The sequence below is a fragment of the Prevotella multiformis genome (assembly GCF_018127985.1).
Taxonomy (GTDB): Bacteria; Bacteroidota; Bacteroidia; order Bacteroidales; family Bacteroidaceae; genus Prevotella; species Prevotella multiformis.
Genome location: NZ_CP072357.1, coordinates 826,082 through 852,245 on the forward strand (window position 1 = coordinate 826,082; position 26,164 = coordinate 852,245).

Genomic DNA, 26,164 nt, shown 5'->3' on the forward strand with positions numbered 1-26,164 from the left:
ATAGATTTGTCTATGTTGACACTTAAAATAGTTTCCCCCGAAAGGATTGTCTTTACAGGTGAGGTGGAGAGCGTGCTGGTCCCAGGGACTGTGGGGCAGTTCGAGATTCTCAACGACCATGCTCCTATCATCTCGACACTGGTTGAAGGCAAGGTCGTCTACAGCGTAAAGGGCACAAAGAAAGAACTTCAGATCGCAGGCGGCTTCGTCGAAGTGAAGAAGAACGAGGTGAGCCTCTGCGTGGAGATATGAGGATCCGGCAGACACCGGTAACAAGACAGTAAAGGATGGACTACAACAAGATACAAAAGCAATACAGCAAAGTGAGCCTGTGGATAACCGCCGCGCTCTACCTTGTCGGACTGCTTGTCGTACAGCTGACGGCACACGCTGCTTACATCAGCATGCTAACGATCAGCGTCTGTTTTTCCGTCCTTGCCGCATCCGTCTATGGCGGGGCATGGAAAGCAATAGCCAGTAAGTCGCCGGCGGTCCTGGGCAAGTTTTATCTTGCAGGGTCGCTCCTGCGCATGCTGCTGGCCTTTCTGGTCATCCTCGTCTACGCACTGGTGACAAAAGACCGCAAGGCGGTCATCAGCTTTGCCGCCGTCTTCATGGTTTTCTATCTCGTGCTGCTGGCATTCGACACCATCTATTTTTCAAAAGTGGAAAAGAACAATAAACCAATAACTGACAAATGAAATATCTCAAGCATTTGCTTTGCATGACCGCAATGCTTTTCCTGCTTCTGCCGGGGGCAGCAGCATCCGAGAGCAAGGGAGGAGGCGTTGATCTGCAGGGTATATTGTGGGGACACATCAAGGACTCGTATGAGTGGCATGTCACGAACATCGGTGACAGGCCGGTCATCATCAACCTGCCGGTCATCGTGAAAACATCCGACGGGTGGTACGCAGGATGGGCAGAGGACTTTGCCGAAGAGCCGCTGGAAAGCGGCCCGCACGCCGGCTACCGCCCCTGCAGGAACAACCCGAATCTGTTCATTGCAACGAAGGGCAACTACGAACGGCGAATCGTCGAACTGCAGAAGGACGGGACGGAAGTGCGCCCCTTTGACCTGTCGATAACGAAGTCAGTGTGCGTGCTCTTCATCGATGCGATCCTCCTGCTGCTGTGCATCCTCATTCCCGCACGCTGGTGCCGGAAGCACAAGGTCACAGACAAGGCTCCCAAGGGTTTCACAGGACTGATGCACATGTTTGTGATGTACGTATATGATGAGGTGATCAGGCCGACATTGGGCAAGGAGTCCGACAGATACGCGCCTTACCTGCTTACCTGTTTCTTCTTCATCTTCGTCGCCAACGTGATGGGCATCGTACCGTTCCCACCGGGCGGCGGCAACCTGACGGGCAATATCACGATTACATTCTTCCTTGCAGCATGCACGTTCCTGGTAACCAACTTCTCCGGAACCAGGCATTACTGGAAAGACATTTTCTGGCCGGAGGTGCCTGCATGGCTGAAAGTACCGGTACCTTTGATGCCGGTCATCGAGATCTTCGGTATCTTTACCAAACCTTTTGCTCTGATGGTCCGTCTCTTTGCCAACATGATGGCCGGCCATGCCATAGCCCTGGCCCTGACGTGCATCATCTTCATCATGGCGACAATGGGCGTGGTACTGAGTACCTCGATGACGGTCGTGAGCGTGGGCATGAGCATCTTCATGATGCTGCTCGAGATCCTGGTCAGCTTCATTCAGGCACTGGTGTTCACGATGCTGAGCGCAGTATTCATCTCACTGGCCCGTGTACACGAAGCTGAAGCCTAAGAGGAAGCCGAACGGTAAATACAGAAAAAGTAAAAGGGATGAAAACGAAAAGAAAAGCCGGACCGGCCTCGCCGTCCTGACAGTCCCCATCAGAAAAAGTCAAAGGCCGCCCGGCACGATCCTGACGGATGAAAGGGCATTAGACCGTAAAAGAAACAAGAATAAAACAATTAATATTTAAAAGCAAAAACTATGTTGACATCATTGTTATTAGCAGCAGAAACTGCAAAGTTGGGCGCCGCAATCGGTGCAGGTATCGCAGCCGTAGGCGCAGGTCTTGGTATTGGTCGTATCGGTGGTCAGGCTATGGATGCCATGGCGCGCCAGCCGGAGAAAATCGGTGACCTCCGTTCTTCCATGATCATCGCAGCCGCTCTGGTCGAGGGTGTTGCTTTCTTCGCAGCAATCATCGCCCTTCTCTGTGTATTCTAAGCCGCAGGAAGGACTATTAAAACAATTGGTAAGAAAAGTAATTTAGCAGCTTATGTCATTATTATTGCCAGATGGTGGTTTGCTCTTCTGGATGACCATTGTCTTTCTGGTGGTCTTCTTCATCTTGTGGAGATGGGGTTTCCCCTCGATCATCAAGATGGTGAATGATCGCAAGGAGTACATCGACGAGAGTCTTGCCAAGGCAGAGGAAGCCAACTTGAGGCTTGCCAACATTCAGAAACAAGGTGAGGAGCTGCTCATGGAAGCACGTGAGAAACAGGCACAGATCCTACGGGAAGCGGCTGACACACGGGATGCCATAGTCGGACAGGCACAGGAGAAGGCACACGGAGAGAGTGCCCGCATCCTTGCAGAAGCCAAGGCCGAGATAGAAAACCAGAAGCAGGCTGCTATTCGTGACATCCGTTCGCAGGTAGCAGAACTCTCGGTACAGATTGCCGAGAAGATTCTGCACAAGGAGCTTGCCGGTTCAGCCGAGCAGACCCGGCTCATCGACAGCTTGTTGGATGAAGTTGCTTCTTCTAACGGAACAGAACGTAAATAATCGCTTATGAATACAGGTGTAATATCGGTTCGCTATGCCCGTGCGCTGCTGAAGAGTGCCTGTGAGCAAGAACTCGAAGACAAGGTCTATTCCGTTATGCAGACCCTTGCCCAGAGTTATCTCCAAGTACCGGAACTCCGTGCGGCGATTGAAAATCCGATGCTCCCGAAAGAGAAGAAACGCAAGCTGCTGGAAGCGGCCTGTGGAGATGACTGCCCTGAACTGATCGCGAACTTCCTGTCCCTCGTCATGAAGAAGGACAGGGAGGAGTTGCTGCAGTTCATGGCGAATGACTATGTTACCCTGTACCGCAAGCAGAAGAACATCATTCGCGGAAAAGTCATCACCGCTTCACCTGTTTCTCCGCAGACAGAAGACAAGATGAAGGCACTGGTCCAGTCCAGGGCACAGGGAGCTGTCGAGTTCAACACCGAGGTCGACCCTTCACTCATCGGCGGATTTATCCTCGAGTATGATACTTACAGAATGGACGCCAGCGTGAAGAACAAACTGAATGCTATCCTCACACAATTAAAAAAGTAATAAATTAATAACATGTCAGATAAAATTAAACCAAGTGAGGTGTCTGAGATTCTTGCAAAGGAGCTTCAAGGCATCAACTCTGAGGAGAAGTTTGAGGAAGTCGGCACAGTCCTGACCGTCAGCGACGGCGTGGCGCGTGTCTATGGTCTTCGCAACGCTGAAGCCAATGAGTTGCTTGAATTTGAGAATGGCACCATGGCAATTGTCATGAACCTCGAGGAAGACAATGTCGGCTGTATTCTCCTGGGACCTACCTCAGGGATCAAAGAGGGAGAAAGCGTGAAACGTACGCACCGCATTGCCTCCATCCGTGTCAATGACAACTTCTTGGGACGTGTAGTCAATCCGCTCGGAGAGGCAATCGACGGAAAGGGCGACATTGATCTGGCCGACTCCTTCGAGATGCCGCTGGACCGCAAGGCTCCGGGGGTGATCTTCCGTCAGCCGGTGAAAGAACCCTTGCAGACCGGTCTGAAAGCTGTCGACTCGATGATTCCTATCGGCCGTGGCCAGCGCGAACTGATCATCGGCGACCGGCAGACCGGCAAGACTGCTATCGCCGTAGACACCATCATCAATCAGAAGAGCTTCTACGAACAGGGAAAACCGGTCTACTGCATCTATGTCGCCATCGGCCAAAAGGCTTCTACCGTAGCGACCCTGGTGCAGAACCTGAAGGATCACGGAGCACTGCCTTATACGATCATCGTCAGTGCGACAGCCGCCGATCCGGCCGCCATGCAGTATTATGCTCCGTTTGCCGGTGCAGCCATCGGCGAGTACTTCCGCGACCGCGGCTACTCTGCCCTTGTCGTCTATGACGACTTGTCAAAGCAGGCGGTTGCCTATCGTGAGGTATCCCTGATTCTCCGTCGCCCTTCCGGTCGTGAAGCTTATCCCGGAGATGTATTCTATCTCCACTCACGTCTGTTGGAACGTGCCGCACGCATCAACGACCAGCAGGAGATCGCCGAACGAATGAACGACCTGCCCGAATGCATGAAGGGGCATGTAAAGGGTGGCGGATCACTCACCGCCCTGCCCATCATCGAGACACAGGCAGGTGACGTGTCAGCATACATCCCCACCAACGTGATTTCCATTACTGACGGTCAGATCTATCTTGAGACAGACCTCTTCAACCAAGGTTTCCGTCCCGCCATCAACGTGGGTATCTCCGTATCCCGTGTAGGCGGATCGGCACAGGTGAAGAGCATGAAGAAAGTGGCCGGTACGTTGAAAATCGACATGGCGCAGTACCGGGAGCTGGAGGCTTTCTCCAAGTTCTCTTCCGATATGGACAAGGTCACCGCAATGACCCTCGACCGCGGCCGTAAGAACAACCAGCTGTTGATTCAGCCGCAGTACAGTCCTATGCCGGTCGGAGAACAGATAGCCATCCTCTATTGCGGCGTACACGGGCTGATGCGGGATGTGCCGGTCGACCAGATCCGCAGCTGCCAGGACCAGTTCCTCGACAGTATGCGCTCTGCTCATGCCGACGTAATCAGCGAACTGGCTTCCGGGAAGCTGGAAGATACTTCTGTAAAGGTGATTGAGGAAGTCATGGGCAATATTGCCGGACAATACAAATAAAGACAATAAGGAATGGCATCGTTAAAGGAAATCAAGACCCGTATAGCCAGTGTTCAGAGTACTCGCAAGATCACGAGTGCGATGAAGATGGTTGCCTCGAGCAAGCTGCACCATGCGCAGAATGCCATCGAGAGTATGCTTCCTTACGAGGCTATGCTCGAACACATTCTCAAGACGTTCCTTGTCTCTACGCCCGATACGGATACTCCGTTCGATGTGCAGCGGCCTGTGAAGCGTGTCGCCTTGCTTGTGTTCTCCTCCAGCAGTTCTCTCTGCGGCGGATTCAATGCCAATGTCATCAAGCTCATGCTACAGGCGATTGCCGAGTATCACGCCATGGGACTGACCGACAAGGACATTGTCATCTATCCCATCGGACGGAAGGTCGCAGAGAAAGCGAAGAAATGCGGATATACCTGCGTGTACCCCTACCCTAACCTTGCCGAGAAACCCAACTCCGAGGATTGCCGCAACATTGCAAAGGAACTGGGACAGAAGTGGCTGGACGGTGAGTTTGACAGAGTAGAAATGATCTACCATCACTTCAAAAGTGCAGGCAGTCAGATTCTCCAACGCAAGAACTTCCTCCCGATCGACCTCGAGGAGGAACTCAATGCAGATACGGAACGTGACCTCTCGTCGAACGTCTCCTCAAAAGCCGCACAGGAGTATCTCAAGAAGAAGGGGGAAAGTACCGCACGGAAGTCGGACACAGAGGCGGTCGTCCCCCTCAACGACGACTTTATCGTCGAGCCCGACCTGCAGACCGTCTTGCGGACACTGGTGCCCAAGCTGCTCCATCACATGGTCTTCACGGCGCTTCTGGACAGCAATGCTTCCGAGCATGCAGCCCGTATGGTCGCCATGCAGACGGCAACGGACAATGCCGATGACCTGCTTCGTTCGCTTCATCTGCAGTACAACAAGTCGCGCCAGGCAGCCATCACTTCAGAACTTCTTGATATTGTCGGTGGTACGGTGAACAACTGACATGACAGACAGTCCTGTCCTCTTTGCAGCAGACAGGACAGAAAGCAAAAGCAGCAGGGACAGGTTGACAGCCTGTCCCTGTTTCTTTTGTAACCGTAAATCCCGATTGCATGATGTGCCCTTTGCAAAGAGATCCATCCGAAGGCACAGCCTTCCGTCCGCCCTTTAGAAATCTACCGTGACCCGTACGTTGATCTGTCTTCCCGTGAGATAGTTCGGGACGGCATATTGCTGACCGGCAATGTCCGTCACCCAATAATAGGAGTTGACATTATTGATACCGAAAAGGTTGAGACAGTCTATGCCGAGCCAGATGTTCTTGAAGATGGTGTTACGACTGCCATCATGGTTGTCCAGCAGACGGTAACTCATGCCGATGTCAGCACGACGATAGGCAGGTGCACGGAAAGTATTGCTCTCCAGTTCCCTATGCGGAGCAGAGAAGGGAAGTCCATCTGCAAAAGCCAGTTTCAACGACATCCGCCAGCGTGTCGACCCGGGGAAGAAGTCGGTAAAGTAGAGATTCAACGAATACCGCTGATCCGTCGGGAGCGGAATACGCCTGCCGTTCAGCTTCATACTGGTGTTCATGATGCTGAGCGTCAGCCATGAATCAGTACCTGGGACGAACTCGCCAAAGAGTTTAAGGTCGAGTCCTGCGGCATGCCCTGTAGCCGTATTATCGCCATAGTACGTCACTTTCACGTTGTCAACAGAATAAGGAACAAGTCGTGAGAGCGCTTTGTAATAGGCCTCGGCCGTGAACTTGAAAGGACGGCCCAGCATTTCAAAACGATAGGACATACCGGCCAGGGCATGGATGGAACGCTGTGCCCGGATCTTCTGATTGAGTGTGGCGTATGTGATGCCGTTGACCATCGACGTGTCGCGGAGTTCCTTGTAGAACGGCGCCTGATAATAGAGGCCGCCTGCAATACGGAAACTGATATTGCGGTTCCTGCCCGGCGTGATGGTGAGGGAAGCACGGGGCGAAAAGAGGCTCTCACCGCTGAAGTCCCAGTGGGCGAAGCGTACACCGTAATTCAAGGTGAAGAGCGTCGGCACGGAATCGCGTGTCTGGAAATTCCACGCATCCTGCAGATAGCTCTCGAAGCGTTTCGCATTCAGATCGTTGCGTGCCCGCAGCGAGTAGATCATCTTCAGGTCACGTCCTGTATGAGGAATATTGTAACCTGCTGAATCACGGTATTCATATTCAGCCGAGTTCTCCGTTATCTTTTCCACCTTATAAGTCAGTCCCCCTTCTATTCTGTGTCTACCGGCACGATGCAGCACCATCAGCTTCAGACTCTTCACATCGGCATGGAGATAGTCACGTGAATGCTGCATATAGGTTCCTACACCCAGGTTCTCGGAGGTCTCGGTCTGCGTGAGCCAGTACTGTCCCTGAATGTCGTACCGCTCCTGCTCCTTGGTCGTGAAAGCGGATGCAAGGAGCGACAGATCTGTACGGGACGACAGATGGCGTGTAACGCCCAGCGAACCGAAAAACGTGCGGAAGAGATCCTTCTCCTGTCCGTCGAAGTAAACACGGAATTTCTTTACGTTCTGCAGTGTGCCGAAGTTCGTCTCACGGTCTTCCGGTTGGAAGTCATAGTGATTGTCGGACATGTTCCCGATGAAGTCCATCTGCCAGCGTTTATCAGGCTGCCACGACAGATAAGTCTGATAATCAAGGAACGACGGCCGGTATTCTCCCTTCGTCTGGAGCGAACCGAGAAGGTAGCGGTTGGTCTTATAGCGCACGCCGTTGGTCCATGTCAACTTCTTTGTAGCCAGTCCGAAGTAGGCACTTGCTCCTAAGAGCGAGGCTGAAACAGAGGCTTCCGTCTTCTTTGGCCGTTTATAGGTGATATCCAATGCGGAACTCATTTTGTCCCCATATTTTGCTTCAAACCCGCCGGCCGAGAAGCCGACACTCTCCACCATGCCCGGATTGATGACGGAAAGGCCTTCCTGCTGTCCGCTACGCACGAGGAAAGGACGGAACACCTCTACATTGTTGATATATACGGAGTTCTCATCGAATGAACCGCCGCGCACGTTGTACTGTGAAGACAGCTCCGAGTGGGTCGATACACCGGCCTGTGTCTGCACCATCTCTTCCACCGCATTGCCTGATGCAGACGGTCCCTGCCTTGTCTTCTGGACATCAAGTTCCTCCGTCGTTCCGTGCTGTTTGTTCCTCCCCTCGACAACGACCTCCTGCAGCGCATTGTCGTCAGCGAGCTGGACAAGCAGTGTCTGCTTCCCCTTCGGACGGCGCAGCACCCTCGTCTTGGACTTATAGCCTATCATCGAGAAGCGCACCTTTACGGAGTCTTCGCTGTGCAGCTGCATGCTGAACTCTCCCTTGAGGTTGGTCATCGACAGCTTTCCCTGCGACACAACCATGACAGAGGCCAGTTCTATCGGATTGCCGTCCTTGTCGGAGACCTTCCCCTGAAGCGTGAATGTCTGTGCCGGTACCAGCTGAGCTGTCAGAAGGAGCAACAGCAGTAATATATGTTTTCGGATGTCCTTACGTTTCATAACTTCTATATAACGCAGAGCCCTTTGTTTTATTGCATTCGCCCGACAGTCTCCGAAGGGAAAGAGCATTCCCCCGACGTACCCGGCCGCCACGGCCGGTATTCTTTAAAAGAAAAAGTCCCGCAATCGACATTGCAGGACTCTCCGAATCATTCTTCTTATGGGTTTGACTGTTTCAGCCCAAGTACTTCATCAGCACACGGGCATTGCCGCTCTCACGGATCTTCTCGATAGCCTTCTCACGGATCTGGCGGACACGCTCACGGGTCAGTCCCATTTCCGTACCGATTTCTTCCAACCCTTTCTCCTGGCAGCCGATGCCGAAACACTCCGTGACGATCTTGATCTCACGATCCTTCAGCGTGTTCTGAAGAACAGCACGAAGATCGTCAGACATTGACTCGAAGTCAACGCCACGGTCAGTGCGCGAGTCATCACCCGATGACAGCATATCGCTCATTGAATTGTCGTCGTCATCGCTGAACGGCGCGTCGATACTCATGTGATGGTTGTCGGCGCTCTGGCTCTGACGGATACGTGCCTCGTCGATGCCGGTCAGCTCGGCCAGCTCGTGGATGGACGGACGGCGGTTGTGCTTCTGCACAAACTCATTCGTGACCTGATTGATTTTCGAGATGGCTCCCACCTGGTTCAGCGGCAGGCGCACGATACGGCTCTGTTCGGCAATGGCCTGCAGAATACTCTGACGAATCCACCAGACAGCATACGAAATGAACTTGAACCCTCTCGTCTCGTCGAATTTCTCGGCAGCCTTTACCAGACCGATGTTCCCCTCATCGATAAGGTCGGTGAGAGAGAGCCCCTGATGCTGATACTGTTTGGCTACGGAAACGACAAAACGGAGGTTGGCCTTGATCAGCTTTTCCTTGGCACGCTCGCCCTTGCGACCGCCCTTGTGGATTTCCTGTGCCAGCTCAATCTCTTCGTCAACAGTAATCATCGGCTCACGCCCGATTTCAACGAGATACTTGTCCAGTGCCTCACTCGATCGGTTGGTGATACTCTTCGAAATCTTAAGTTGTCTCATGAATTGTGTACTATTTCCTCCTTAAAATATAGCTGTTTCCCGTTATCCAGATCTGATACGGCGTGCAAAGGTACATATAAATAGGTAAAATCCCAAACGGAGCGTGCCCCGTTTGGGATTTTTTACGTTTTTTTATAGGTCGGATTGTGATTGTAAACTCCTTGGAGAGGAATTGACCGGGGAAAAATCGTTATTTCCAACTATGTTCTATCAGTTTTGAGGTGGATTCCATCTCCATGTTCATTCCCATCATCTTCATCTTCCCCTTCCCCGTCTGGTCGTTCAACCATCCGTTCTTCAGAAAGTGATAAGTGTCCGTACCGTTGAAGTCGATGTCGGTCATTCCCATGGCCTTCATCTGTTCCCAGTTGTTCTCAATCTGGGAAGTGACCTCTTCTCCCATTCCCATCTTCTTCATATTGCCTATGAGGAAAGCCTTGACATCCTTCTCTCCCATATTGGCCTTGCTCTGCGACACTACCGTGAGCATCCCGAGAATATTGCTTACTTCATAGCTGACAATCGACTTGATGCCCTGTATTTCCTTTTCCTCCTTGTCGCCGGTCTTCAGCGTCTTTCCATAAAGATTGAAAAGGCTCTTCTCCTTGAAGTTGTCTGTGACGCTCTTTTCAGAGAACAGGTCGTTCAATGCCATGATCATCTTTGCCTTCGGCGAAACCTTCTCCATATCGGGATTCTTTTTGTAGGTGGAATCGATTTCGGCAAGGGCAGCCCTCGTCATCTTCCCTACCACCTCTTCATAGTTCAACAGCTTCTGCAGTCCACCGTTCACATCCGTCTGGAAAAGAAGAGGCACGTTGTCGACAAAACGGCTGAGCCGGTCGCCCACCTGATAAGCCAGTTCCGTATTCCCCTCCGTCTTCGTGTCTTTCGTGAGGAACTCCACCTTGTAGCCATCAGGGGCGGCATCCTTCACCTCGACAAATGTCCTGTTGGTCACCTTTACGCTCTGCGAGCCTCCCCCCATGGGAGCCGTCATGCCGATGCTGGTAACATTCTCATAGGTCGCTCTGTCGCCTTTCTGCAGGCTGACTTTGAGGAGTGTCTGTGCGCTCAGTGCCGTGACGGCAAGAAGCAGTGCAAAAGTAAGAAATGTCTTTTTCATAAGCGTTGTTGTTTAGTTTAAATGTTTATTAGGTGTTGGAAGGCAGGGATGATGGTTCAATCCCTGCCTCCGGCTGTCAATAGGATCTTGCAATGATGACGCGATACTTGGCCGGCCTTCCGCTTACCATGTCCGTACCCGGTGTCTGCTCGAACATATAAGGAACGCAGCGGATAGTGGCCTGCGTGTCTTCCTTGATCTTCGCCTCGGTCTCTTCGGTACCGTCCCAGTGGCAGAGGAAAAAGCCTCCGTCCTTTACCTTCGCCTTGAATTCCTCATAGTCTTCGCACTCGTAGATGTGTGCGTCGCGGAAGTCCTTTGCCTTCTTGAAGATGTTGTCCTGAATGTCGTCAAGGAGGCTCTTCACACGCCCGACGATGCCGTCGAAGCTGACGCTCTCCTTCTCCAACGTGTCACGGCGCATCACCTCAATGGTGTTGTTCTCCAGGTCGCGGCCGCCCATAGCCAGCCGCACCGGCACTCCTTTCAGCTCGTAATCGGCGAACTTGAATCCCGGACGCTTGTTGTCGGAATCATCGTATTTGACCGTGATGCCCAGCGCGCGCAGCTCGTCGATGACCGGCTGCAGCTTTTCGGAAAGTTCCTTCAGCTGCTCCTCCCCCTTGAAAATAGGGATGACGGCCACCTGAATCGGTGCGATACGCGGAGGGAGCACCAGGCCGTTGTCGTCGGAGTGGGTCATGATGAGCGCACCGATCAGGCGCGTGCTGACCCCCCATGATGTTGCCCATACATACTCCGGCTTGTTGTCCTTGTTGAGATAAGTGACATCGAACGACTTGGCGAAGTTCTGTCCCAGGAAGTGGGACGTACCGCTCTGCAGGGCCTTTCCGTCCTGCATCATCGCCTCGATGGTATAGGTGTCCAGCGCACCGGCGAAACGCTCCGTCTCGCTCTTCACACCCTGCACAACCGGTACGGCGAGCCATTTCTCGGCGAAGTCGGCGTAGACGCGCAGCATGGTCTGCGCCTCCTTCTCCGCCTCTTCACGGGTGGCGTGGGCGGTGTGTCCCTCCTGCCAGAGAAACTCCGACGTGCGGAGGAACGGCCGTGTGCGCATCTCCCACCGCATGACGTTGCACCACTGGTTGCACATCAGCGGCAGGTCACGCCACGAATGGATCCAGTTCTTATAGGTGTTCCAGATGATGGTCTCACTCGTAGGGCGGATAATGAGTTCCTCCTCCAGTTTCGCATTGGGGTCGACCTCGACGCCGTTGCCGTCCTCCGTTGCCTTCAGGCGGTAGTGCGTCACCACGGCACACTCCTTGGCAAATCCTTTCACGTGCTCAGCCTCACGGGAGAGGAAGCTCTTCGGAATCAGCAGCGGGAAATAAGCGTTCTGCACGCCGGTCTCCTTGAACATCCTGTCGAGCTGCGCCTGCATCTTCTCCCATATCGCATAGCCGTAGGGTTTGATGACCATACAGCCACGTACGGCAGACTGTTCCGCCAGTTCTGCCTTCACTACCAAGTCATTGTACCATTGAGAGTAGTTCTCCGCTCTCTTGGTCATGTGTTTCAGTTCTTTTGCCATAATTATATTTTTCTGCTTTATACTGATTCTTTAGGGGATTCCCATTTTCTTATAGGAGTTTCCCTTTTGTCCCCTTTGCAGGAAACGCTAACTTTGTACAGAAATCAGCAGGCGACCACGAAGGAAAGTTTATTTCCATCTGTCGGGTGCAGCTAATTCTCTGCAAAAATTATGCAAACGAGCACAAAGGAAGCTTGCTTCCATTTGTCGAATGCAGCTAACTTTCTGCAAAAATACAAAAAAATGTTGGCAATAAATGCCCCATAGCATATATTTGTTTAACTTTGCATGAATAAAACAGAATCGGTGCGGCGACAATATCGGACACTGAAGGTAAAAGATAATTATTAATCCATAAACAGTTTTGGTTATGAAGAATATGAAAGTAATGGCAGCCGGCATGTGCTTACTGACTGTCGTAAGCTGCCAGACGAAACAGGGTACAGGATCATTGATCGGCGGCGGTGCCGGTGCGGCACTTGGCGGCATTGTCGGTCAGATCATCGGTCACAACGGCAAGAGCACGGCCATCGGTGCAGCCATCGGCGGCGCCATCGGTGCAGGAGCCGGCGCACTCATCGGCCGTCACATGGACAAAGTGGCACGCGAGGCAGCCCAGGCGCTGCCGAATGCCCGCGTCGACAAGGTGACAGATGCCAACGGACTGCAGTGCGTGAAGGTCACCTTCGATTCAGGAATTCTCTTCCCGCTGAACGGTTCCAACCTGAACGCATCTGCCAAGAACGACCTTACCAAGTTCGCAGGACTGATGAAACGCAACTCCAACTGCGACGTTGCTATCCAGGGCTACACCGATGCTTCCGGCAACGACAACATCAACATCCCACTGTCACAGCGTCGTGCCGAGTCTGTATCGTCCTATCTGAAAGGACAGGGCGTCACCGGCAGGCAGATCCGCTCGGTACAGGGCTTCGGAAGTGCCAACCCCATCGAGAACAAGACCGTCAGCCAGGCCAACCGTCGTGTTGAGGTCTATCTCTATGCTTCCTCCGAGATGGTCCGCCAGGCTAACAACGGCACGTTGTAACCCGGGAAGAGACCGCCCTGCCCCTCTCTACAGACGGGTCGAGGGAACAGGGAAGGCCTCCTGCTTCTCTTGAGGACTGCAAAGACAGTCTTTCCAGCCACCGGGAACAGGATTCCCAACGGCTGGTACTCGTATTCCCAACGGCTGGTACTCGCATTCCCAACGGCTGGGAATCCGAATACCGCCGGACAGGTATGCTGAATACAGACTTACCCGGAGCCTCTCACAAGCAGGCAATGCCCATGCTGGGCATACGAAGAAAAGCCCATTTCAAAACTCGCTCATGAGTAGAGAAATGGGCTTTCCTTTGTTTTCAGGCATATTCTGAGGATTCACACTGGACATCAGACCCTTTCAGGCTTCAATAATCGACCGGGACAAAATACGATTCGGATCACTTCTCCGGCGTACCGCATGGGGAGAATGAGAGCTTTACCATGACGGGATAATGGTCTGAGATGTTGCGGCGCGACTTGCCGAGCCAGTAGCTGTTGGTGAAGATGGCATAATGCGGAATATCGAAGTCGGAGGAGACGAATACGTGGTCTATGCGGGCATTGCTGCGGCTGTCCTGCATGAAGTCGTTCCACGTACCGGTGGGTGCCATGCGCTGTCGGGCATGGGCATAGCAGTCGCGCAGGATGCCCGAACGGGAGAATATCCCGTAAATCTCGTCCGCCTGGTCAACGTTGAAGTCGCCCGTCAGAATCGTTGGCTGCGCCTTGGCAAGCTGCCCTATGCGTTGCAGGATGAGGCGTGCACTCTCCCGCCGTGCCACAGTGCCCACGTGGTCCATGTGGGTATTGAAGAAATAGAACTGCTTTCCCGTCGTCTTGTCCTCGAACTTCCCCCACGTACAGATACGGATGCAGGCAGCATCCCATCCCAGCGAAGGGCGTTCGGGCGTCTGTGAGAGCCAGAAGTTACCGCTGTCGAGCAGTCTCAGCAGGTCTTTCCGATAGAAGACTGCCGCATATTCGCCCTCTTCCCTGCCGTCATCACGCCCCACACCGATGTAGTCATACCTCTCCAGCCCCTGCAGGAGGTCACGCAGCTGCGTGGCAAGTACTTCCTGTGTGCCGAAGACGGCAGGCTGCTCGAAGTTGATGAAGTCGCATAGCTGCGGACAGCGTTGTGCCCACGCATTGCCCTCCTTCCGGTCATCCGGGTTGTCATACCGGATGTTATACGTGCCCACATAGAGTCGCTGGGCAGAGAGGCTGCAGGTAAGCAGCATTGCAAGGATGAGTGTTGTCAGTCTGTACATGATTCCGGTTTTTATGTGCTGCAAAAGTACGCAATCTTTTTGTAACAGGCGAGCGTGTCCGGCATGATTTGTCTGTACGCATGAGGAAAGCCGGTTTGCAGCCGCTTTCTGAAAATAATCTGCTATTTTCCTCTAAAGACAAAGAACTTTCTTTATCCAACTGGCTTGTAAATCACAGCATTTTATAACTTTGCATACAGCCGTCAGCCTGTAAAGGGCATACTTACTGAAGCCTGGGTGGATGACGGCTTCCCGATATGGAAACAAAAGCACCAGATGCCAAGGGTTCTTATGAGCCCATCTTTTCTTTTTCCCCTCAATTCCGCAGCATTTTTCCTTGTGAGGCGATTTTATGTGTTGAGATGTCTTTTTGGAGCTCTATATGTTGATACGAGGATTTTCGGGGCTTCCTGGGTCTTACCTGGGCATGAAATCCCCCACCCAAACCAATGGGGAATATGATAACCACAAAGAAATGCTGCTTATTCAAGGAATACTTCAGAGTAGTATGCTTTGTTTGTATACAGGTTCAGAACGTTCCTCCTTCCTGTTCGCACCCATTTTGCCGGCACGCTGACAAAATGCAGGATAAATGCTTTCAGCCTGCTTGTCCTTTTCAACGGCTTGACCTTTTCGCTGATATGACGGACGAGGTAGAGATAGAAGTTCTTCAGCATGGCGGTAACCATCATGAAAACCATGTTCTCAGCCATGAAGGAAAAGGGCAGATGTGCCCACCCGAAGTCATTGTTCTGTATGTCGAAGTTCTTTTCGCTCGCTCCGCGTTCATTGTAGAATGTAATGATGTCCTTCTCTGTGGATGTCCGGTTGTTGGTAAGGATACAGCGGTATGTGTATATCACTCCGAACATATCCGTCTGTACCCTGCCGTGCCTGTCTTTCAAGGGAGTACGCTGTACGACAAGCCTGTATGACTTTCCTTCGATGAGGTTGTCCATGCTGACGGAGGTGACATCGCACCTCTCATAACCAACCTCAACGCTCTTCCATTCTTCCAGCTGGCGGAACTCCCCGCACCGGCTGCCGCAGTTGGCAGCACGTATATAGAACGTGTTGCAGCGCTGCTCTACGGTCTGGATGATTTCCTTCGAGAACGACCCGCAGTCGGCACGGAAACGCTCTGTCACAACACCAGGCTCGGAGGTCACACGGTCCATGATGCGGCGGAGCGTGTCCTGCTGATGGAATTTCACATTGGTGTTTCCGTCACGGTTCTCACCTCCGACTATGATGCCCCCGATGGAAGCCCAGCCCGGGAAACAGCCATGGTCCTGCCTGTAGGAATACTTTGCATCGAACTTGCGGGCAGGAACAAACTGGTGGTCAAAGTCCAGGTCAACATGGCTGCCCGCCTTTACAAGCCCCATTCTCCGTATCATCCGTAAAAGTAAGGTGTTCAGCTTCTCTGCAGTGTTGAAACTGTACGACCTGCCGGAGGTCTCACTCCTGTAGACAATATTCTTCTCGGCAAGCGCCTTCAGTCCGCGCCCCACGGTGTCGGCACCGGGTAACAGCGTACCAGGTCTCTGCCTGAACTTTCCTATGAGCGAATTGATGTCCTCAAGGCATTCTCCACCACAAAGGTAACTGAAGAAGAGAGAGCCGAAAATACTTCCATGGCTGAATGCTTTGCCGCTACTTCCACGTCTGCCCAATACAGATTCGGTAAGTTTTTCAAAGCCCAGCTTTGAGAAAACGTCCATGATATGATAAATTCCACCGAAAGAAGTGATATTCTCGTTTTTAATTGCTACCTTTGTCATGTCAGTTTTTTGCTTGCTTGTTATGTTTGCAGCACCAAGATAGGTGAAAATTCTGACATGTCCAAGTGTTTTGAGGACTTTGTCTCTCAGGCACTTGGAGTTCTCACAAGAAATTGTGCTGCGGAATTAAGGTTTTTTACGAAAATAATTATTTATTCTCGTGAAAAAAACAATTATTCTCACGAAAGTTATGGGTTTGCTTTCGTGAGAATAACAGGGATTGTAATGCTTTTCTCTTATAGAAAAGATATGTTTTAAAAGTCTGATTATAGCTTGATAATCAATGTGATTACACCTTTCTGAAAAGGAAGGAATGTTATTCTGCCGTCAGTTCAAGCACCCGACTTGCACCCTCATAGGCTGAGAGAACCATCAGCCCCACTTTCATCAGGTAATCACCCGTGTATCTTTGTCCGTTGCAGTGCAGTGCAGAAGTCGTGTTAGGCATAAGATTGATTTCCTTCACCGTGTAAGTGCGGTTGGCATCCAGCCCCTGTAGGCGTACAGCCTGCTGTGGTTCGGAGTAGCGTGGGTGCAGGTCGTAGGCGAAGAGCACTGCCTTCTTCTTGTCCTGCGATACATAGTTTACTGCCATATGATGGGTCTCGTAGGGTGAAATCAGGCGATAGAGCTCTCCGTCAAGAATGACTTTTTTCAGTCGGTTCCAGTTAGTAACGGCATCCTGTGTGAACTTGTAATCCTCCGGTTTCATCGTTTTCAGGTCAAGGTCGAAGCCGAGTTTACACATACTTGCTACGTCTGTCCGGAACTTGATGCTTGTTCGTCTGTTCCAGTTCGTGACGTGTGCTGCCAGTGCCTTTGATGGGAAGAACTTCGACATACTGTATTGTATGTAGAGACGTTCGTATGGGTCGGTATCGTCGGAAGGCCAGAATTCGCCGTAATATTTCAAAGCCTGATAGTCGCATCGGCCGCCACCACCAGAGCAGAGCATCATCTCCAGCTTTGGATATTTTGCTTGAATACGGTCGAGAACCTTATAAAGCCCGCGCACATATTCGATGTATAGGTTGCCTTGGTTTGCCTTCTGATAAGGAGAGTATATGTTTGTGATAGGGCTGTTGCAGTCCCATTTGAAGTAAACAATGCTCGGATTCTCCGTCATCAGACGGCCTACGATGCTGAAGACATAGTCTTGTACCTCCGGATTGGAAAGGTCGAGCACTAATTGATGACGGTAGTAGTATGTCTCACGGTTAGGCAGTTCAATCACCCAGTTCTTATGTTTCTCGTAGAGTTCACTCTTAGGATTGACCATTTCAGGTTCAATCCACAGCCCGAACTTTACGCCCGCTGTCTCTGCAGCTTTGGTCAATGCAGGAATACCACCGGGCAGTTTCGTGCGAGTTGGTTCCCAGTCGCCCAGTCCGGCACGATCGTCCTTGCGCGGATACTTGTTGCCAAACCAGCCGTCATCCAATAGGAACATGTCAACACCCAGTTCCTTTGCGTCCTTCATCAGCTGTGCAAGCGTCTCCTGAGTGAAGTCGAAGGCAGTATTCTCCCAGTTGTTGAGAAGCGTCATACGGTTTCCCTCGCCGTTCCAGAGCTGATACCTGCGTGCCCAGTTCTGCAGATTACGGCTTGCCTGACCTGTTCCGTTCCCGCTCAAGGTGAAGATGAACTCTGGTGTCTTGAAAGTCTCGCCGGCCTTCAGCCTATAATTTGAAGCGTAAGAATTGATGGCGGGGATGACACGAAGGCAGTTTACATTGTCTATCTCAAAGGTAAAACTGAAATTACCTGTCCATCCGATAGTGCCCAGCATCACCCGTCCTTGGTTCTCCTGTGCAGGCTGGTCGAAGCCTATTTCAAAGAAAGGCTCGCTCTGTTCGGCTGCACGTGTGCCGAGTTTCGTGTCTACAATTTTCTTTCCGAACTGCAACTGCTGTACGGCCGGCTGCCCCTCACGTGCCCAGTCTCCGTGGTAGTTGGTGAGAAAATACTTGGAACTGTTGAAATAGAACATACCACTTGCGTAACGCCAGAGCGTGATGGGCGACTTCTCGTTGTGCTTTATCTCGCTCCATGTCTTGATGACATTTTCCTTTGTATATGCCACATAATGAAGTGTTACCTGCACGGCATACTTGTCGTCAGCCAGTTGTATGATGGTTTCTGTTCCACCGGGCACGGCTTTCTGTGTGCTGTTTTTATAGTATAAGTAGGTGGACTGATTTCCGTCAGCATGTGTAATCGCCAGTGCCGGCTCAAACATGTCTTCTCCGCCAGAACCGGGATAAGCCTCACGCCCACGAAGTCCATACGCACCATCGGAGCCGGGATAGCTATTCCAGTTGAAGTGGTCGAAGTCTGCTGTGCTGTTCAGTTTCTCGCCTAAGTAGACCTGATAGAGTCTGTTCTTAGGTGATACCTGCAGAATGAGGTCAATGTTATCCGTGTTGATGCGGATGGATTGTTTGTCGGCTGCTCCTATGCTGAGGCTTAGGAGGATGCCGACGAAGAGTAATAATAGCTTTTTCATCTGTGTATTCTTAATTGTTCTTGTTATTTATATTGTGTCCGCTCTTGCTGTTATGAAGTTGTTATAAAGCAATGCTGTTCTCTGCTTCGAGGTCTATACCAGCTTCCACAGTTTCCTCTTGCGGCTTTTCCATCTTCTTTTTCATCCTGCTTTTAATTGACCTTATGGCTTGTGACGTACAGCAGAAGGCATCAGCTTTCTGCTCGTCGGTCATTCCGTTATGTTCCATTATGTAGTAGAATGTCTCCTTTGGTGTGAAGGCATAACGGGGATTGTTGAGGATATAGGCAAGGTCATAGTCAAAGTTAGGCATAATAGCATTGAGTGCCTGCTGTTCACGTTTGCCCATCTGTGAGATGTTCCCACCTTTCAGAATCATGTAAAGTGTGTCTATTCCCAGCTTGATCTGCTCGATGGAATCAGCTGTTTTGTTGTCTCCACTATGTATATGTACCTGTTGTTTCAGTTGTTCCAGTTCGTTGAGTTTGCTGTCAATTTCAGCTTTCATTTCGTCAATTGTCGCATTCTTGCGTCGGAGGGTCAGCTGGATGTTCTGCTCAGTTTCCTCCTGTTGTCTGCGATAGACAAGCAGTTGTTGGTGCATACGACGGCGAAACCATATTACGATGCCCACTGTAAGGAGTATCAGAAGGATAGCAAGATAAGCGATGTAGAGTTGCAGCTGTAGGGCTTTACGCTGTGCGACAGCCACCTCATAGCGGTCCTGAACCTGTACAATCTCGATGTCTTTCTCCGGTGAAACCGATAAAATCTGTCTTTTTTCTATTCGTTTCCGCACCTCTTCGATGTGGCGTTCCTGGTCTTTTCGTATGCGAGGCTTGAAGGATTCAGCCTTCTTGACATACAGCAGGGCGGAGTCACGTTGTCCCATTTGGTTGAATACGGAAGCCTTCCCGATATAGATGTCGGTCAACCGGTGGCTTCGTTTGTTCCCATTACTGTGTCGGGCTGCGTGGTTGAAGTATTCGAGTGCCAGTTTATATGCGCCGTTCTGTGCGTTCAGTTGGGCTATACGATAGTATGTGTTGAACTTCAATGAGTCTTCTGTTACGGTGAAAAGGTGCTTTTCTGCTGCTTTCAGCTGACACATTGCATTGCGGGTCTTGTGCTTAGCCATGTAGAAAGCTGCACTGTCAAGCCGCATACGGGTGATTCCATCGTCTGTGGCAGGATAGTTGGGAAGTTTCTTTTGGCTGCACGAAAGCAATGTCAAGAGGCTTACCAGTAGTAAAAAGGTTCTTTTCTTCATACTTGCAAAGATACACATTCTGCTGCGTATTGCCAAATCAGGGTGAGGGGAAATGGGGTGAAAAGCTATCTTGAAGCTCGGTAAAGTGCGAAAAAGAAGGAACTTTTATAACTTATGGTGTGTCAAAGAATTAGTTTTATTGTGTGTAAACGGCTGATAGTTAGAGGTGTTTTCTTTCCATCTGTGTCAATTCCAAAGGAGGTGTTGCATTGCGTGACATTCTTATTTACCTTTGCATTGACAATAAGTTCCAATATATGTCATCTGCAAATCATAAACCTGCGGCGACGTGATTGCGTTTAAGCGTTGGCGCAGGTTTTGATTTAAGAGTTTTCCCAAGTCCTTCTCAGGTTGAGGAGATTGTTTGTAATAGTTTCTCGAAAGGCAGCGTTAAATAGCTGTAAAAGGAGAATAAATCAAAAGGTTTATATGGTGAAGCGAATTTTGTCAGCAATGTCACTCAGTATCTTTATGGCAGTATTGGTTAATGCCGAACAGAAGGATATTCCGATGAAATCTGATAAAAAAGAGGTTCGGAAAGATTCTGTCGATACTATAAAAGTGGTAAATGAAACACCTGTGAAGATTATTTGTTGTATTCCTCCAATGCCATCTTTTCCAGGTAATATCCAACAGTTTCTTAGTGATAATCTGGTATGGCCAGCTGGTCGTAAGAACAAAAAGGTTGAAGGAAAGGTGATTGTTAAGTTTTATATAGAACGTGACGGCACTTGTTCTCAGTTCAAGATACTTCGTTCGTTGAATCCTGCTTTTGATGCAGAGGCGTTAAGAGTATTGAAGTTAATGCCGAAGTGGAATGTGGATTCAATGGCTGAAGGTGGGACTTGGTTTGTTTTGCCTGTTAGATTTAAGAAGCAAAAAAGTCAACTTTAAAAGTATATTGTCATGATAAGGAAATTGTTGTTAGTCCTATTAGTAAGTTTGTTTGCTGTTGGTAATGTCAATGCGCAGAAGCAGAAAAGGTCGATGAAACCGAAGAAAAAGGAATGTTTTGAACGTCCTTACTGTGTAGAACCAAGTTTTTCTCCTGTTTGCGATACATTGAATGTGGACACATTAGGGGCAAAGATGTTTGAAACAGTTGAGGGATTGAAACCTTCATTCCCAGGTGATCTTTTGAACTTTATAGCATTAAATCTCCAGTATCCGCCCGAATTGTCTGAAAATACGGTGTCGGGAAGAGTTATTGTAAAGTTTTTTGTGACCCCTTCTGGTCGTTGTTGTCTGTTTAGGATTATGCGTTCCGTAGACCCATATTTGGACAGGGAGGCACTTCGTGTGCTGAAACTGATGCCTGCATGGGAGTGGGAAAGAAGACCGAAGCAAGGAGTTTGGCAGCTTGTACCAGTCACTTTCAGGGTATTATAAGAACAGGTTGCTCATATTACAGCCACACGTTGTAAGGTGTTTAGTCGTTGTTAAGATTGGTGCTTGCCCTCCGCACGGTTGGTGTTTGCCAAGAGCACCAACCGTGCGAAGCACCAGCACATAGGTAGAAAAGAGTAACTGTAGTCTACTATGCAGCTGGGTTATGCTTTCAATCAGTATGACAAAGGGCAGACTAAATCCATACTTTCCTTTCTATACCTCATTTCCGCAGCGTTTTTCCTTGTGAGGCGATTTTATATGTTGAGATGTCTTTTTGGGGCTCTATATGTTGATATGAGGATTTTCGGGGCTTCTAGGGTCTTGCCCAGACATGAAATCCCCCACCCAAACCAATGGGGAATATGAGAACCACAAAGAAATGCTGCCTGTTCAAGGAATACTTCAGAGTAGTATGCTTTGTTTGTATACAGGTTCAGAACGTTCCTCCTTCCTGTTCTCACCCATTTTGCCGGCACGCTGACGAAATGCAGGATAAATGCTTTCAGCCTGCTTGTCCTTTTCAACGGCTTGACCTTTTCGCTGATATGACGGACGAGGTAGAGATAGAAGTTCTTCAGCATGGCGGTAACCATCATGAAAACCATGTTCTCAGCCATGAAGGAAAAGGGCAGATGTGCCCACCCGAAGTCATTGTTCTGTATGTCGAAGTTCTTTTCGCTCGCTCCACGTTCATTGTAGAATGTAATGATGTCCTTCCCGGCAGATGTCCGGTTGTTGGTAAGGATACAGCGGTATGTGTATATCACTCCGAACATATCGGTCTGTACCCTGCCGTGCTTGTCTTTCAAGGGAGTACGCTGTACGACAAGCCTGTATGACTTTCCTTCGATGAGGTCGTCCATGCTGACGGAGGTGACATCGCATCTCTCATAACCAACCTCAACGCCCTTCCATTCTTCCAGCTGGCGGAAGTCCTCGCACCGGCTGCCGCAGTTGGCAGCACGTATATAGAACGTGGTGCAGCGCTGCTCTACGGTCTGGATGATTTCCTTCGAGAACGACCCGCAGTCGGCACGGAAACGCTCTGTCACAACACCAGGCTCGGAGGTCACACGGTCCATGATGCGGCGGAGCGTGTCCTGCTGATGGAATTTCACATTGGTGTTCCCGTCACGGTTCTCACCTCCGACTAGTATGACGATAAAGCGATTCTTCTGTTTCATCATCTGTCTGAACTGCCTCGTAAGCCTCTGCTGGTTAGGGCTTCATTTATTCCAGCCGGACAACGCTCTGCCCAACGCCACACTGGACACGGCTCTCTATCATGCCATGCTGTGGACGGCACCGTCGTGGCTTTATCTCTTCGGACGGCTTGTAGACTGGGTGGCAGACTACAGCAAGGTGGGGGCGGTGCTGCTGGGTATCGCCCTAACAGGTGTCATGCTGCTGGCAGGCATCGCCTACATTTTCATTGCCGGCTTCTTCTCGCCGCACGATGTACTGTATGAAGACGACACACATATCGTCCTGAGCGGGGAACGCGGCTGCCGTCCGGCCGCCTTCGTCTGTGAGAAGCGGGGGCTGTCGGAACGGCAGCTGATAGATTTTCCCTTGCCTTATGAGGCCGGGGAAACGACCGAATGGAAGTTCTACGACAGACTGGGCGTCGTTGTCGTCGGAGAGGTAAACGAAGGGCCGGTGAGAGAGACCGGGGATTCAAGATGCTACCAGTTCTATGTGACTGACACGACGGCCTACACCCGGCATCAGGCTGAGGTGCGGCGGTTGTGCAAGACGTACCCGAAAAAGAGGAGGCGTTACTTCACCAGCGGACGCACAGACGGCAACGGTGACCTTCCTCCTGTTCCCTTGAATATGAAACTTGGCTAAACGAACCGAGAGGAAGGGAGGAGATGTCGGATGTTGATGTCTCAAGTAGAGAACGACAGCATGACGATGTTTGCCATGCACTATGACCATCCAAATCCCGCTGTCAGGACTTACCGGGGACTCACTGCCGGCAGGCAATGCCCATGCTGGGCATACGAAGAAAAGCCCATTTCCAAACTCGATAATGAGTAGAGAAATGGGCTTTTCCTGTTTTCAGGGGGGGGACTGTCACTTGAAAAACGTCATGCGATGCGTCTGTATCTCCGTTGCAAACTGTTCTCCGGCCTGATGCCGATGCTTCTGTTTCCACACATACACACATCCGTCACACCCCTTCTTCCTCGGACAGTTCCTGTTCCGTCTTCGGCGTTTCGGGAGAAGTCTGGTCACTGGGGGTGTCAAGCTGGGTGGCCTTGCGGATGCGAAGGTGGCTCATGTTGTCGAGTGTCACGTCCATGGGGACATACTCGTCGCTGTTCGGGTCGGGGGATCCGACGCTGGCGCCGAAACAGAGCACTTTCCCCTCTGCACGGTCGAACATGAAACCGACAAGCGCCCCGTTCTTTCCGTATTGACTGTCTGTACACTCCCTGAAATCATCCTTCGTGAAAGTACGGTCATAGAACAGGGAACCGTCTTGCCGCAGCACCTGAAGCAGGATCTTGTTATCGTAATACTCCCTGCCGTCCTCGTCGTGTACCATGGCGAGCGACTTGTCGGCGAAGCGGCGGATACGGATTGTGAACGTACTTCCCAGCCACTGCACCTTCTTCTCGTACTGGAAGTCGGACATCTGCTGCGGACCGGCGGGCACCTTGGGCCTGGGCGCAATCTTCGTGATAATATCGTTTGATTTCTTTTCCTGCCTGCAGGCACTTACTCCCAAGAGTATCAGTCCCATGAGCAGGAACCGGAATATTCGTCTTGCCATAATCTATGATTCTTGTCACAAAAGTACGCAATTTCTCCGAACCCTGCAAGAATGAGGTACGAAAAGAAGTCGCCGCCGTTCCCCGTCCGGATGGCGGTCCGGACAGAGGGAACGGCGGCGACAACCGGCCGTGACAGACAGCGGCAGGCTTACAGGCACTCCCTTATCAACTTCATCAGCTGCTCCTCTCCCAGCCCCGACCGTTCGGAAGCTGTACGGATCGTCGCTTTCTTGAGCATGATTTTGCCCAGAGGCGTATTCATCATCTTGAACGAGGGATAGCGTGCCGCAAGTTCCTTCTTCAGGTGAGGATAAGCGGCAAAGAGGTCTTTCAGACGTGTGTCAGGAGAAAGTTCAAGAGCATCGGACGGCTTTCCCGCACCGTCTTTCTCTCCGTCCTGCGAGGCTGCTGTCTCCGCCGCATCCTCTGGACGGGCAGAGCCGCCGGATCCGTCCTGCGCATCTTCTGTACCGGCCCAGGTAAGCAAGGTCTGCGAGCCTGTCAGCTTCCGGATATGCGTACAGTCCTGCATCATCTCCAAGACACCACGGAAACGTCCTTCTGCGTCACGCACGGCAATATAGACAATGTAGAGGAATACCTCCGGCTTGTTGATCCAGAACTCCGCCTTGTCCTGTTCTCCGCTGCGGAACTTCTCTACGATCTCCTTCACGATGTGCACACTCTTCCTGGGATGACAGTTGACGACCTGCCGACCGATGACATTCTTCGACCTCGGGAAGACACGGTGATCCGTATCGGAATAGAACTTCACCAGTTCATTCTCGTCCACAAACGATATATCAACCGGCAGATGCTTGTAGATGAGATTGATCTGCTCCAGCGTCAGCTTGCCCGTCGTCACATCCAGTTCCTGCTGCGTCCCTGCCGAATAGCCATACTTGCAGAGCAATGCCTGCAGGTCGGCGGCAAACTCCGAATGGGGTGCCGGCCGTGGGGAACGGGATGCGGAAGAAGGGTCTACACTGAAGAAGGCAAAGCCGATCTCCCGGTCGCCTGACTTCATTTCCTCGAACTCCTCCGGCGTGATCAGCGCAAGTGAGGTAGGATAAAGGATCGTCTCCTCCTTCTCCATCAGGTCGCGGGCGTGGGCGACAAGCGGGGCCTGGGCTGCGATGAAGCGTTCCTCATCGCCTTCTTCCAGCAGCTGTGCAGCCTCCTTGATCTCGTCCCGTATAAGGTCGTCGAAGTTCCACATCGTCGTTGTAGGACGGTCGAAGCCCTTCTGCTCCAGAAGCGGATAGAGCTGATTCTGCTTGCGTTGGTAATGGACAGGATACCGGCGTATCTGGTCGTAGAGTTCCAGCCACTGGTTCTTGATCATCGGATACTGCACAAGGTCTTCCACGGCAAGCAGCAGGCGGCGCATCTCGTCATTCTCCTTATAATAATGTGTGAGGGGATGGTCTGCGGGAAGCTCCGGACGGCTGTTGTCCATGAACCCGTCCAGCATCTGCATCACCTTGCGCATATCCACCCGGATACATTCATCGTCATCTCCGGCCTTGAGGTTCTGCTCCATGTAGGCAATGTGATAGGGGCGGATGCTGCCCACCTTCGTCCGCATCACCTCACGGGCTTCCTCCAATGTGATTTGTCCTGTCTCGTACTTCTCTTCCGTCTCCAACAGAATCTGCATCTTCTCCATCTCGATTTTCGGGAGAAAATCTTTCATCTTATTTGCCATAACTGTTACTGATTTGTTGATTCTGCCGCAAAGATAACGCTTTCCGCCGACCCTCAGGATAACAAATGTGCCCGCAGAACGTTAAATAACGATAATTCGGAGAGGAGGCTTTCCTTGACCTGCATCCCAGTCGGATACCGCTACAACGTATAGGGTATTTTCGGGTACGGTGCGGCCTATTATGCAGAAACTCTTTGCAAGGA

General features: G+C 51.2%; 23 protein-coding genes and 1 pseudogene. 13 read left to right on the forward strand and 11 right to left on the reverse strand.

What is annotated here, in order from left to right; all coding sequences use genetic code 11:
• Window positions 1–12: 12 nt before the first annotated feature.
• The 8 genes from atpC (at window position 13) to J4864_RS03350 (ending at window position 5,921) form a co-directional block, all read left to right on the forward strand.
• Entirely contained in the window at window positions 13–252 is a 240-nt protein-coding gene (gene atpC, locus J4864_RS03315; protein WP_007368789.1) for an ATP synthase F1 subunit epsilon, read from the forward strand.
• 35 nt (window positions 253–287) lie between these two features.
• Complete coding sequence (locus J4864_RS03320) at window positions 288–701, forward strand: hypothetical protein (protein ID WP_211813500.1); 414 nt, start codon at window positions 288–290, stop codon at window positions 699–701.
• Window positions 698–1,795 (forward strand): F0F1 ATP synthase subunit A, encoded by a 1,098-nt coding sequence (gene atpB, locus J4864_RS03325; protein WP_007368791.1) that lies wholly within the window; start codon window positions 698–700, stop codon window positions 1,793–1,795. The genes J4864_RS03320 and atpB overlap by 4 nt, the downstream gene beginning before the upstream one ends.
• A 192-nt stretch (window positions 1,796–1,987) precedes the next feature.
• The gene (atpE, locus tag J4864_RS03330) at window positions 1,988–2,227 is read left to right on the forward strand and encodes an ATP synthase F0 subunit C (RefSeq protein ID WP_004352373.1); all 240 of its coding nucleotides are present in this window, start codon (window positions 1,988–1,990) and stop codon (window positions 2,225–2,227) included.
• A 52-nt stretch (window positions 2,228–2,279) separates the two neighbouring features.
• Window positions 2,280–2,792: a F0F1 ATP synthase subunit B gene (gene atpF / locus J4864_RS03335; protein WP_211813510.1), complete on the forward strand. Its 513-nt coding sequence runs from the start codon at window positions 2,280–2,282 to the stop codon at window positions 2,790–2,792.
• Window positions 2,793–2,798: 6 nt separating this feature from the next.
• Window positions 2,799–3,335, forward strand: coding sequence for a F0F1 ATP synthase subunit delta (locus J4864_RS03340; protein WP_211813515.1), 537 nt, complete (start codon window positions 2,799–2,801; stop codon window positions 3,333–3,335).
• Window positions 3,336–3,347: 12 nt separating this feature from the next.
• Window positions 3,348–4,931 carry a F0F1 ATP synthase subunit alpha gene (atpA, locus tag J4864_RS03345; protein WP_211813517.1) on the forward strand — a complete coding sequence of 528 codons (1,584 nt, stop codon included), beginning with the start codon at window positions 3,348–3,350 and terminating at the stop codon, window positions 4,929–4,931.
• A gap of 12 nt (window positions 4,932–4,943) precedes the next feature.
• Window positions 4,944–5,921 (forward strand): F0F1 ATP synthase subunit gamma, encoded by a 978-nt coding sequence (locus J4864_RS03350; protein ID WP_007368796.1) that lies wholly within the window; start codon window positions 4,944–4,946, stop codon window positions 5,919–5,921.
• A 165-nt stretch (window positions 5,922–6,086) separates the two neighbouring features.
• Here J4864_RS03350 and J4864_RS03355 read toward each other — a convergent pair whose 3' ends face one another.
• The 4 genes from J4864_RS03355 to proS form a co-directional block, all read right to left on the reverse strand.
• Complete coding sequence (locus tag J4864_RS03355; RefSeq protein ID WP_211813523.1) at window positions 6,087–8,474, reverse strand: TonB-dependent receptor; 2,388 nt, start codon at window positions 8,472–8,474, stop codon at window positions 6,087–6,089.
• Between the two features lie 175 nt (window positions 8,475–8,649).
• Window positions 8,650–9,522 (reverse strand): sigma-70 family RNA polymerase sigma factor, encoded by an 873-nt coding sequence (locus tag J4864_RS03360; protein WP_004352439.1) that lies wholly within the window; start codon window positions 9,520–9,522, stop codon window positions 8,650–8,652.
• 190 nt (window positions 9,523–9,712) lie between these two features.
• Complete coding sequence (locus J4864_RS03365; RefSeq protein ID WP_211813524.1) at window positions 9,713–10,648, reverse strand: hypothetical protein; 936 nt, start codon at window positions 10,646–10,648, stop codon at window positions 9,713–9,715.
• 76 nt (window positions 10,649–10,724) lie between these two features.
• Window positions 10,725–12,206: a proline--tRNA ligase gene (proS, locus tag J4864_RS03370; protein WP_211813526.1), complete on the reverse strand. Its 1,482-nt coding sequence runs from the start codon at window positions 12,204–12,206 to the stop codon at window positions 10,725–10,727.
• A gap of 370 nt (window positions 12,207–12,576) precedes the next feature.
• On the opposite strand from proS, the gene J4864_RS03375 reads away from it, so the two are divergent.
• Window positions 12,577–13,254, forward strand: a complete 678-nt coding sequence (locus J4864_RS03375; RefSeq protein WP_211813528.1) for an OmpA family protein — start codon at window positions 12,577–12,579, stop codon at window positions 13,252–13,254.
• Between the two features lie 394 nt (window positions 13,255–13,648).
• Here J4864_RS03375 and J4864_RS03380 read toward each other — a convergent pair whose 3' ends face one another.
• The 4 genes from J4864_RS03380 to J4864_RS03395 form a co-directional block, all read right to left on the reverse strand.
• Window positions 13,649–14,521, reverse strand: a complete 873-nt coding sequence (locus J4864_RS03380) for an endonuclease/exonuclease/phosphatase family protein (protein ID WP_211813530.1) — start codon at window positions 14,519–14,521, stop codon at window positions 13,649–13,651.
• Window positions 14,522–15,003: 482 nt separating this feature from the next.
• Entirely contained in the window at window positions 15,004–16,305 is a 1,302-nt protein-coding gene (locus tag J4864_RS03385; protein WP_211813539.1) for an IS1380 family transposase, read from the reverse strand.
• A gap of 316 nt (window positions 16,306–16,621) precedes the next feature.
• Window positions 16,622–18,811 carry an alpha-galactosidase gene (locus tag J4864_RS03390; RefSeq protein WP_211813542.1) on the reverse strand — a complete coding sequence of 730 codons (2,190 nt, stop codon included), beginning with the start codon at window positions 18,809–18,811 and terminating at the stop codon, window positions 16,622–16,624.
• Window positions 18,812–18,872: 61 nt separating this feature from the next.
• The gene (locus tag J4864_RS03395) at window positions 18,873–20,099 is read right to left on the reverse strand and encodes a hypothetical protein (RefSeq protein WP_211813544.1); all 1,227 of its coding nucleotides are present in this window, start codon (window positions 20,097–20,099) and stop codon (window positions 18,873–18,875) included.
• A 411-nt stretch (window positions 20,100–20,510) separates the two neighbouring features.
• On the opposite strand from J4864_RS03395, the gene J4864_RS03400 reads away from it, so the two are divergent.
• Both J4864_RS03400 and J4864_RS03405 read left to right on the forward strand, forming a co-directional pair.
• Window positions 20,511–20,975: an energy transducer TonB gene (locus tag J4864_RS03400; protein ID WP_050696110.1), complete on the forward strand. Its 465-nt coding sequence runs from the start codon at window positions 20,511–20,513 to the stop codon at window positions 20,973–20,975.
• A 12-nt stretch (window positions 20,976–20,987) separates the two neighbouring features.
• Entirely contained in the window at window positions 20,988–21,470 is a 483-nt protein-coding gene (locus J4864_RS03405; RefSeq protein ID WP_211813548.1) for a TonB family protein, read from the forward strand.
• A gap of 389 nt (window positions 21,471–21,859) precedes the next feature.
• Here J4864_RS03405 and J4864_RS03410 read toward each other — a convergent pair.
• Window positions 21,860–22,627, reverse strand: a pseudogene (locus J4864_RS03410) (transposase); the annotation flags it as partial.
• Between J4864_RS03410 and J4864_RS03415 the strand changes: the two are divergent.
• On the forward strand, window positions 22,626–23,321 hold the full coding sequence (locus J4864_RS03415; RefSeq protein WP_246479354.1) for a hypothetical protein: 696 nt from the start codon (window positions 22,626–22,628) through the stop codon (window positions 23,319–23,321). The pseudogene J4864_RS03410 and the gene J4864_RS03415 overlap by 2 nt on opposite strands.
• A gap of 30 nt (window positions 23,322–23,351) precedes the next feature.
• On the forward strand, window positions 23,352–23,513 hold the full coding sequence (locus tag J4864_RS03420; protein WP_007368807.1) for a hypothetical protein: 162 nt from the start codon (window positions 23,352–23,354) through the stop codon (window positions 23,511–23,513).
• A gap of 133 nt (window positions 23,514–23,646) precedes the next feature.
• On the opposite strand, the gene J4864_RS03425 is transcribed toward J4864_RS03420, so the two are convergent.
• The gene (locus J4864_RS03425) at window positions 23,647–24,252 is read right to left on the reverse strand and encodes a DUF4738 domain-containing protein (RefSeq protein ID WP_211813551.1); all 606 of its coding nucleotides are present in this window, start codon (window positions 24,250–24,252) and stop codon (window positions 23,647–23,649) included.
• A gap of 149 nt (window positions 24,253–24,401) precedes the next feature.
• Window positions 24,402–25,961, reverse strand: coding sequence for a DUF438 domain-containing protein (locus tag J4864_RS03430; RefSeq protein WP_211813553.1), 1,560 nt, complete (start codon window positions 25,959–25,961; stop codon window positions 24,402–24,404).
• Window positions 25,962–26,164: the final 203 nt, after the last annotated feature.

Coding starts and splice junctions, on each gene's coding strand:
- atpC (WP_007368789.1), top strand. CDS start 13: ATGTTGACACTTAAAATAGTTTCCCCCGAAAGGATTGTCTTTACAGGT.
- J4864_RS03320 (WP_211813500.1), top strand. CDS start 288: ATGGACTACAACAAGATACAAAAGCAATACAGCAAAGTGAGCCTGTGG.
- atpB (WP_007368791.1), top strand. CDS start 698: ATGAAATATCTCAAGCATTTGCTTTGCATGACCGCAATGCTTTTCCTG.
- atpE (WP_004352373.1), top strand. CDS start 1,988: ATGTTGACATCATTGTTATTAGCAGCAGAAACTGCAAAGTTGGGCGCC.
- atpF (WP_211813510.1), top strand. CDS start 2,280: ATGTCATTATTATTGCCAGATGGTGGTTTGCTCTTCTGGATGACCATT.
- J4864_RS03340 (WP_211813515.1), top strand. CDS start 2,799: ATGAATACAGGTGTAATATCGGTTCGCTATGCCCGTGCGCTGCTGAAG.
- atpA (WP_211813517.1), top strand. CDS start 3,348: ATGTCAGATAAAATTAAACCAAGTGAGGTGTCTGAGATTCTTGCAAAG.
- J4864_RS03350 (WP_007368796.1), top strand. CDS start 4,944: ATGGCATCGTTAAAGGAAATCAAGACCCGTATAGCCAGTGTTCAGAGT.
- J4864_RS03355 (WP_211813523.1), bottom strand. CDS start 8,474: ATGAAACGTAAGGACATCCGAAAACATATATTACTGCTGTTGCTCCTT.
- J4864_RS03360 (WP_004352439.1), bottom strand. CDS start 9,522: ATGAGACAACTTAAGATTTCGAAGAGTATCACCAACCGATCGAGTGAG.
- J4864_RS03365 (WP_211813524.1), bottom strand. CDS start 10,648: ATGAAAAAGACATTTCTTACTTTTGCACTGCTTCTTGCCGTCACGGCA.
- proS (WP_211813526.1), bottom strand. CDS start 12,206: ATGGCAAAAGAACTGAAACACATGACCAAGAGAGCGGAGAACTACTCT.
- J4864_RS03375 (WP_211813528.1), top strand. CDS start 12,577: ATGAAGAATATGAAAGTAATGGCAGCCGGCATGTGCTTACTGACTGTC.
- J4864_RS03380 (WP_211813530.1), bottom strand. CDS start 14,521: ATGTACAGACTGACAACACTCATCCTTGCAATGCTGCTTACCTGCAGC.
- J4864_RS03385 (WP_211813539.1), bottom strand. CDS start 16,305: ATGACAAAGGTAGCAATTAAAAACGAGAATATCACTTCTTTCGGTGGA.
- J4864_RS03390 (WP_211813542.1), bottom strand. CDS start 18,811: ATGAAAAAGCTATTATTACTCTTCGTCGGCATCCTCCTAAGCCTCAGC.
- J4864_RS03395 (WP_211813544.1), bottom strand. CDS start 20,099: ATGTGTATCTTTGCAAGTATGAAGAAAAGAACCTTTTTACTACTGGTA.
- J4864_RS03400 (WP_050696110.1), top strand. CDS start 20,511: ATGGTGAAGCGAATTTTGTCAGCAATGTCACTCAGTATCTTTATGGCA.
- J4864_RS03405 (WP_211813548.1), top strand. CDS start 20,988: ATGATAAGGAAATTGTTGTTAGTCCTATTAGTAAGTTTGTTTGCTGTT.
- J4864_RS03415 (WP_246479354.1), top strand. CDS start 22,626: ATGACGATAAAGCGATTCTTCTGTTTCATCATCTGTCTGAACTGCCTC.
- J4864_RS03420 (WP_007368807.1), top strand. CDS start 23,352: ATGTTGATGTCTCAAGTAGAGAACGACAGCATGACGATGTTTGCCATG.
- J4864_RS03425 (WP_211813551.1), bottom strand. CDS start 24,252: ATGGCAAGACGAATATTCCGGTTCCTGCTCATGGGACTGATACTCTTG.
- J4864_RS03430 (WP_211813553.1), bottom strand. CDS start 25,961: ATGGCAAATAAGATGAAAGATTTTCTCCCGAAAATCGAGATGGAGAAG.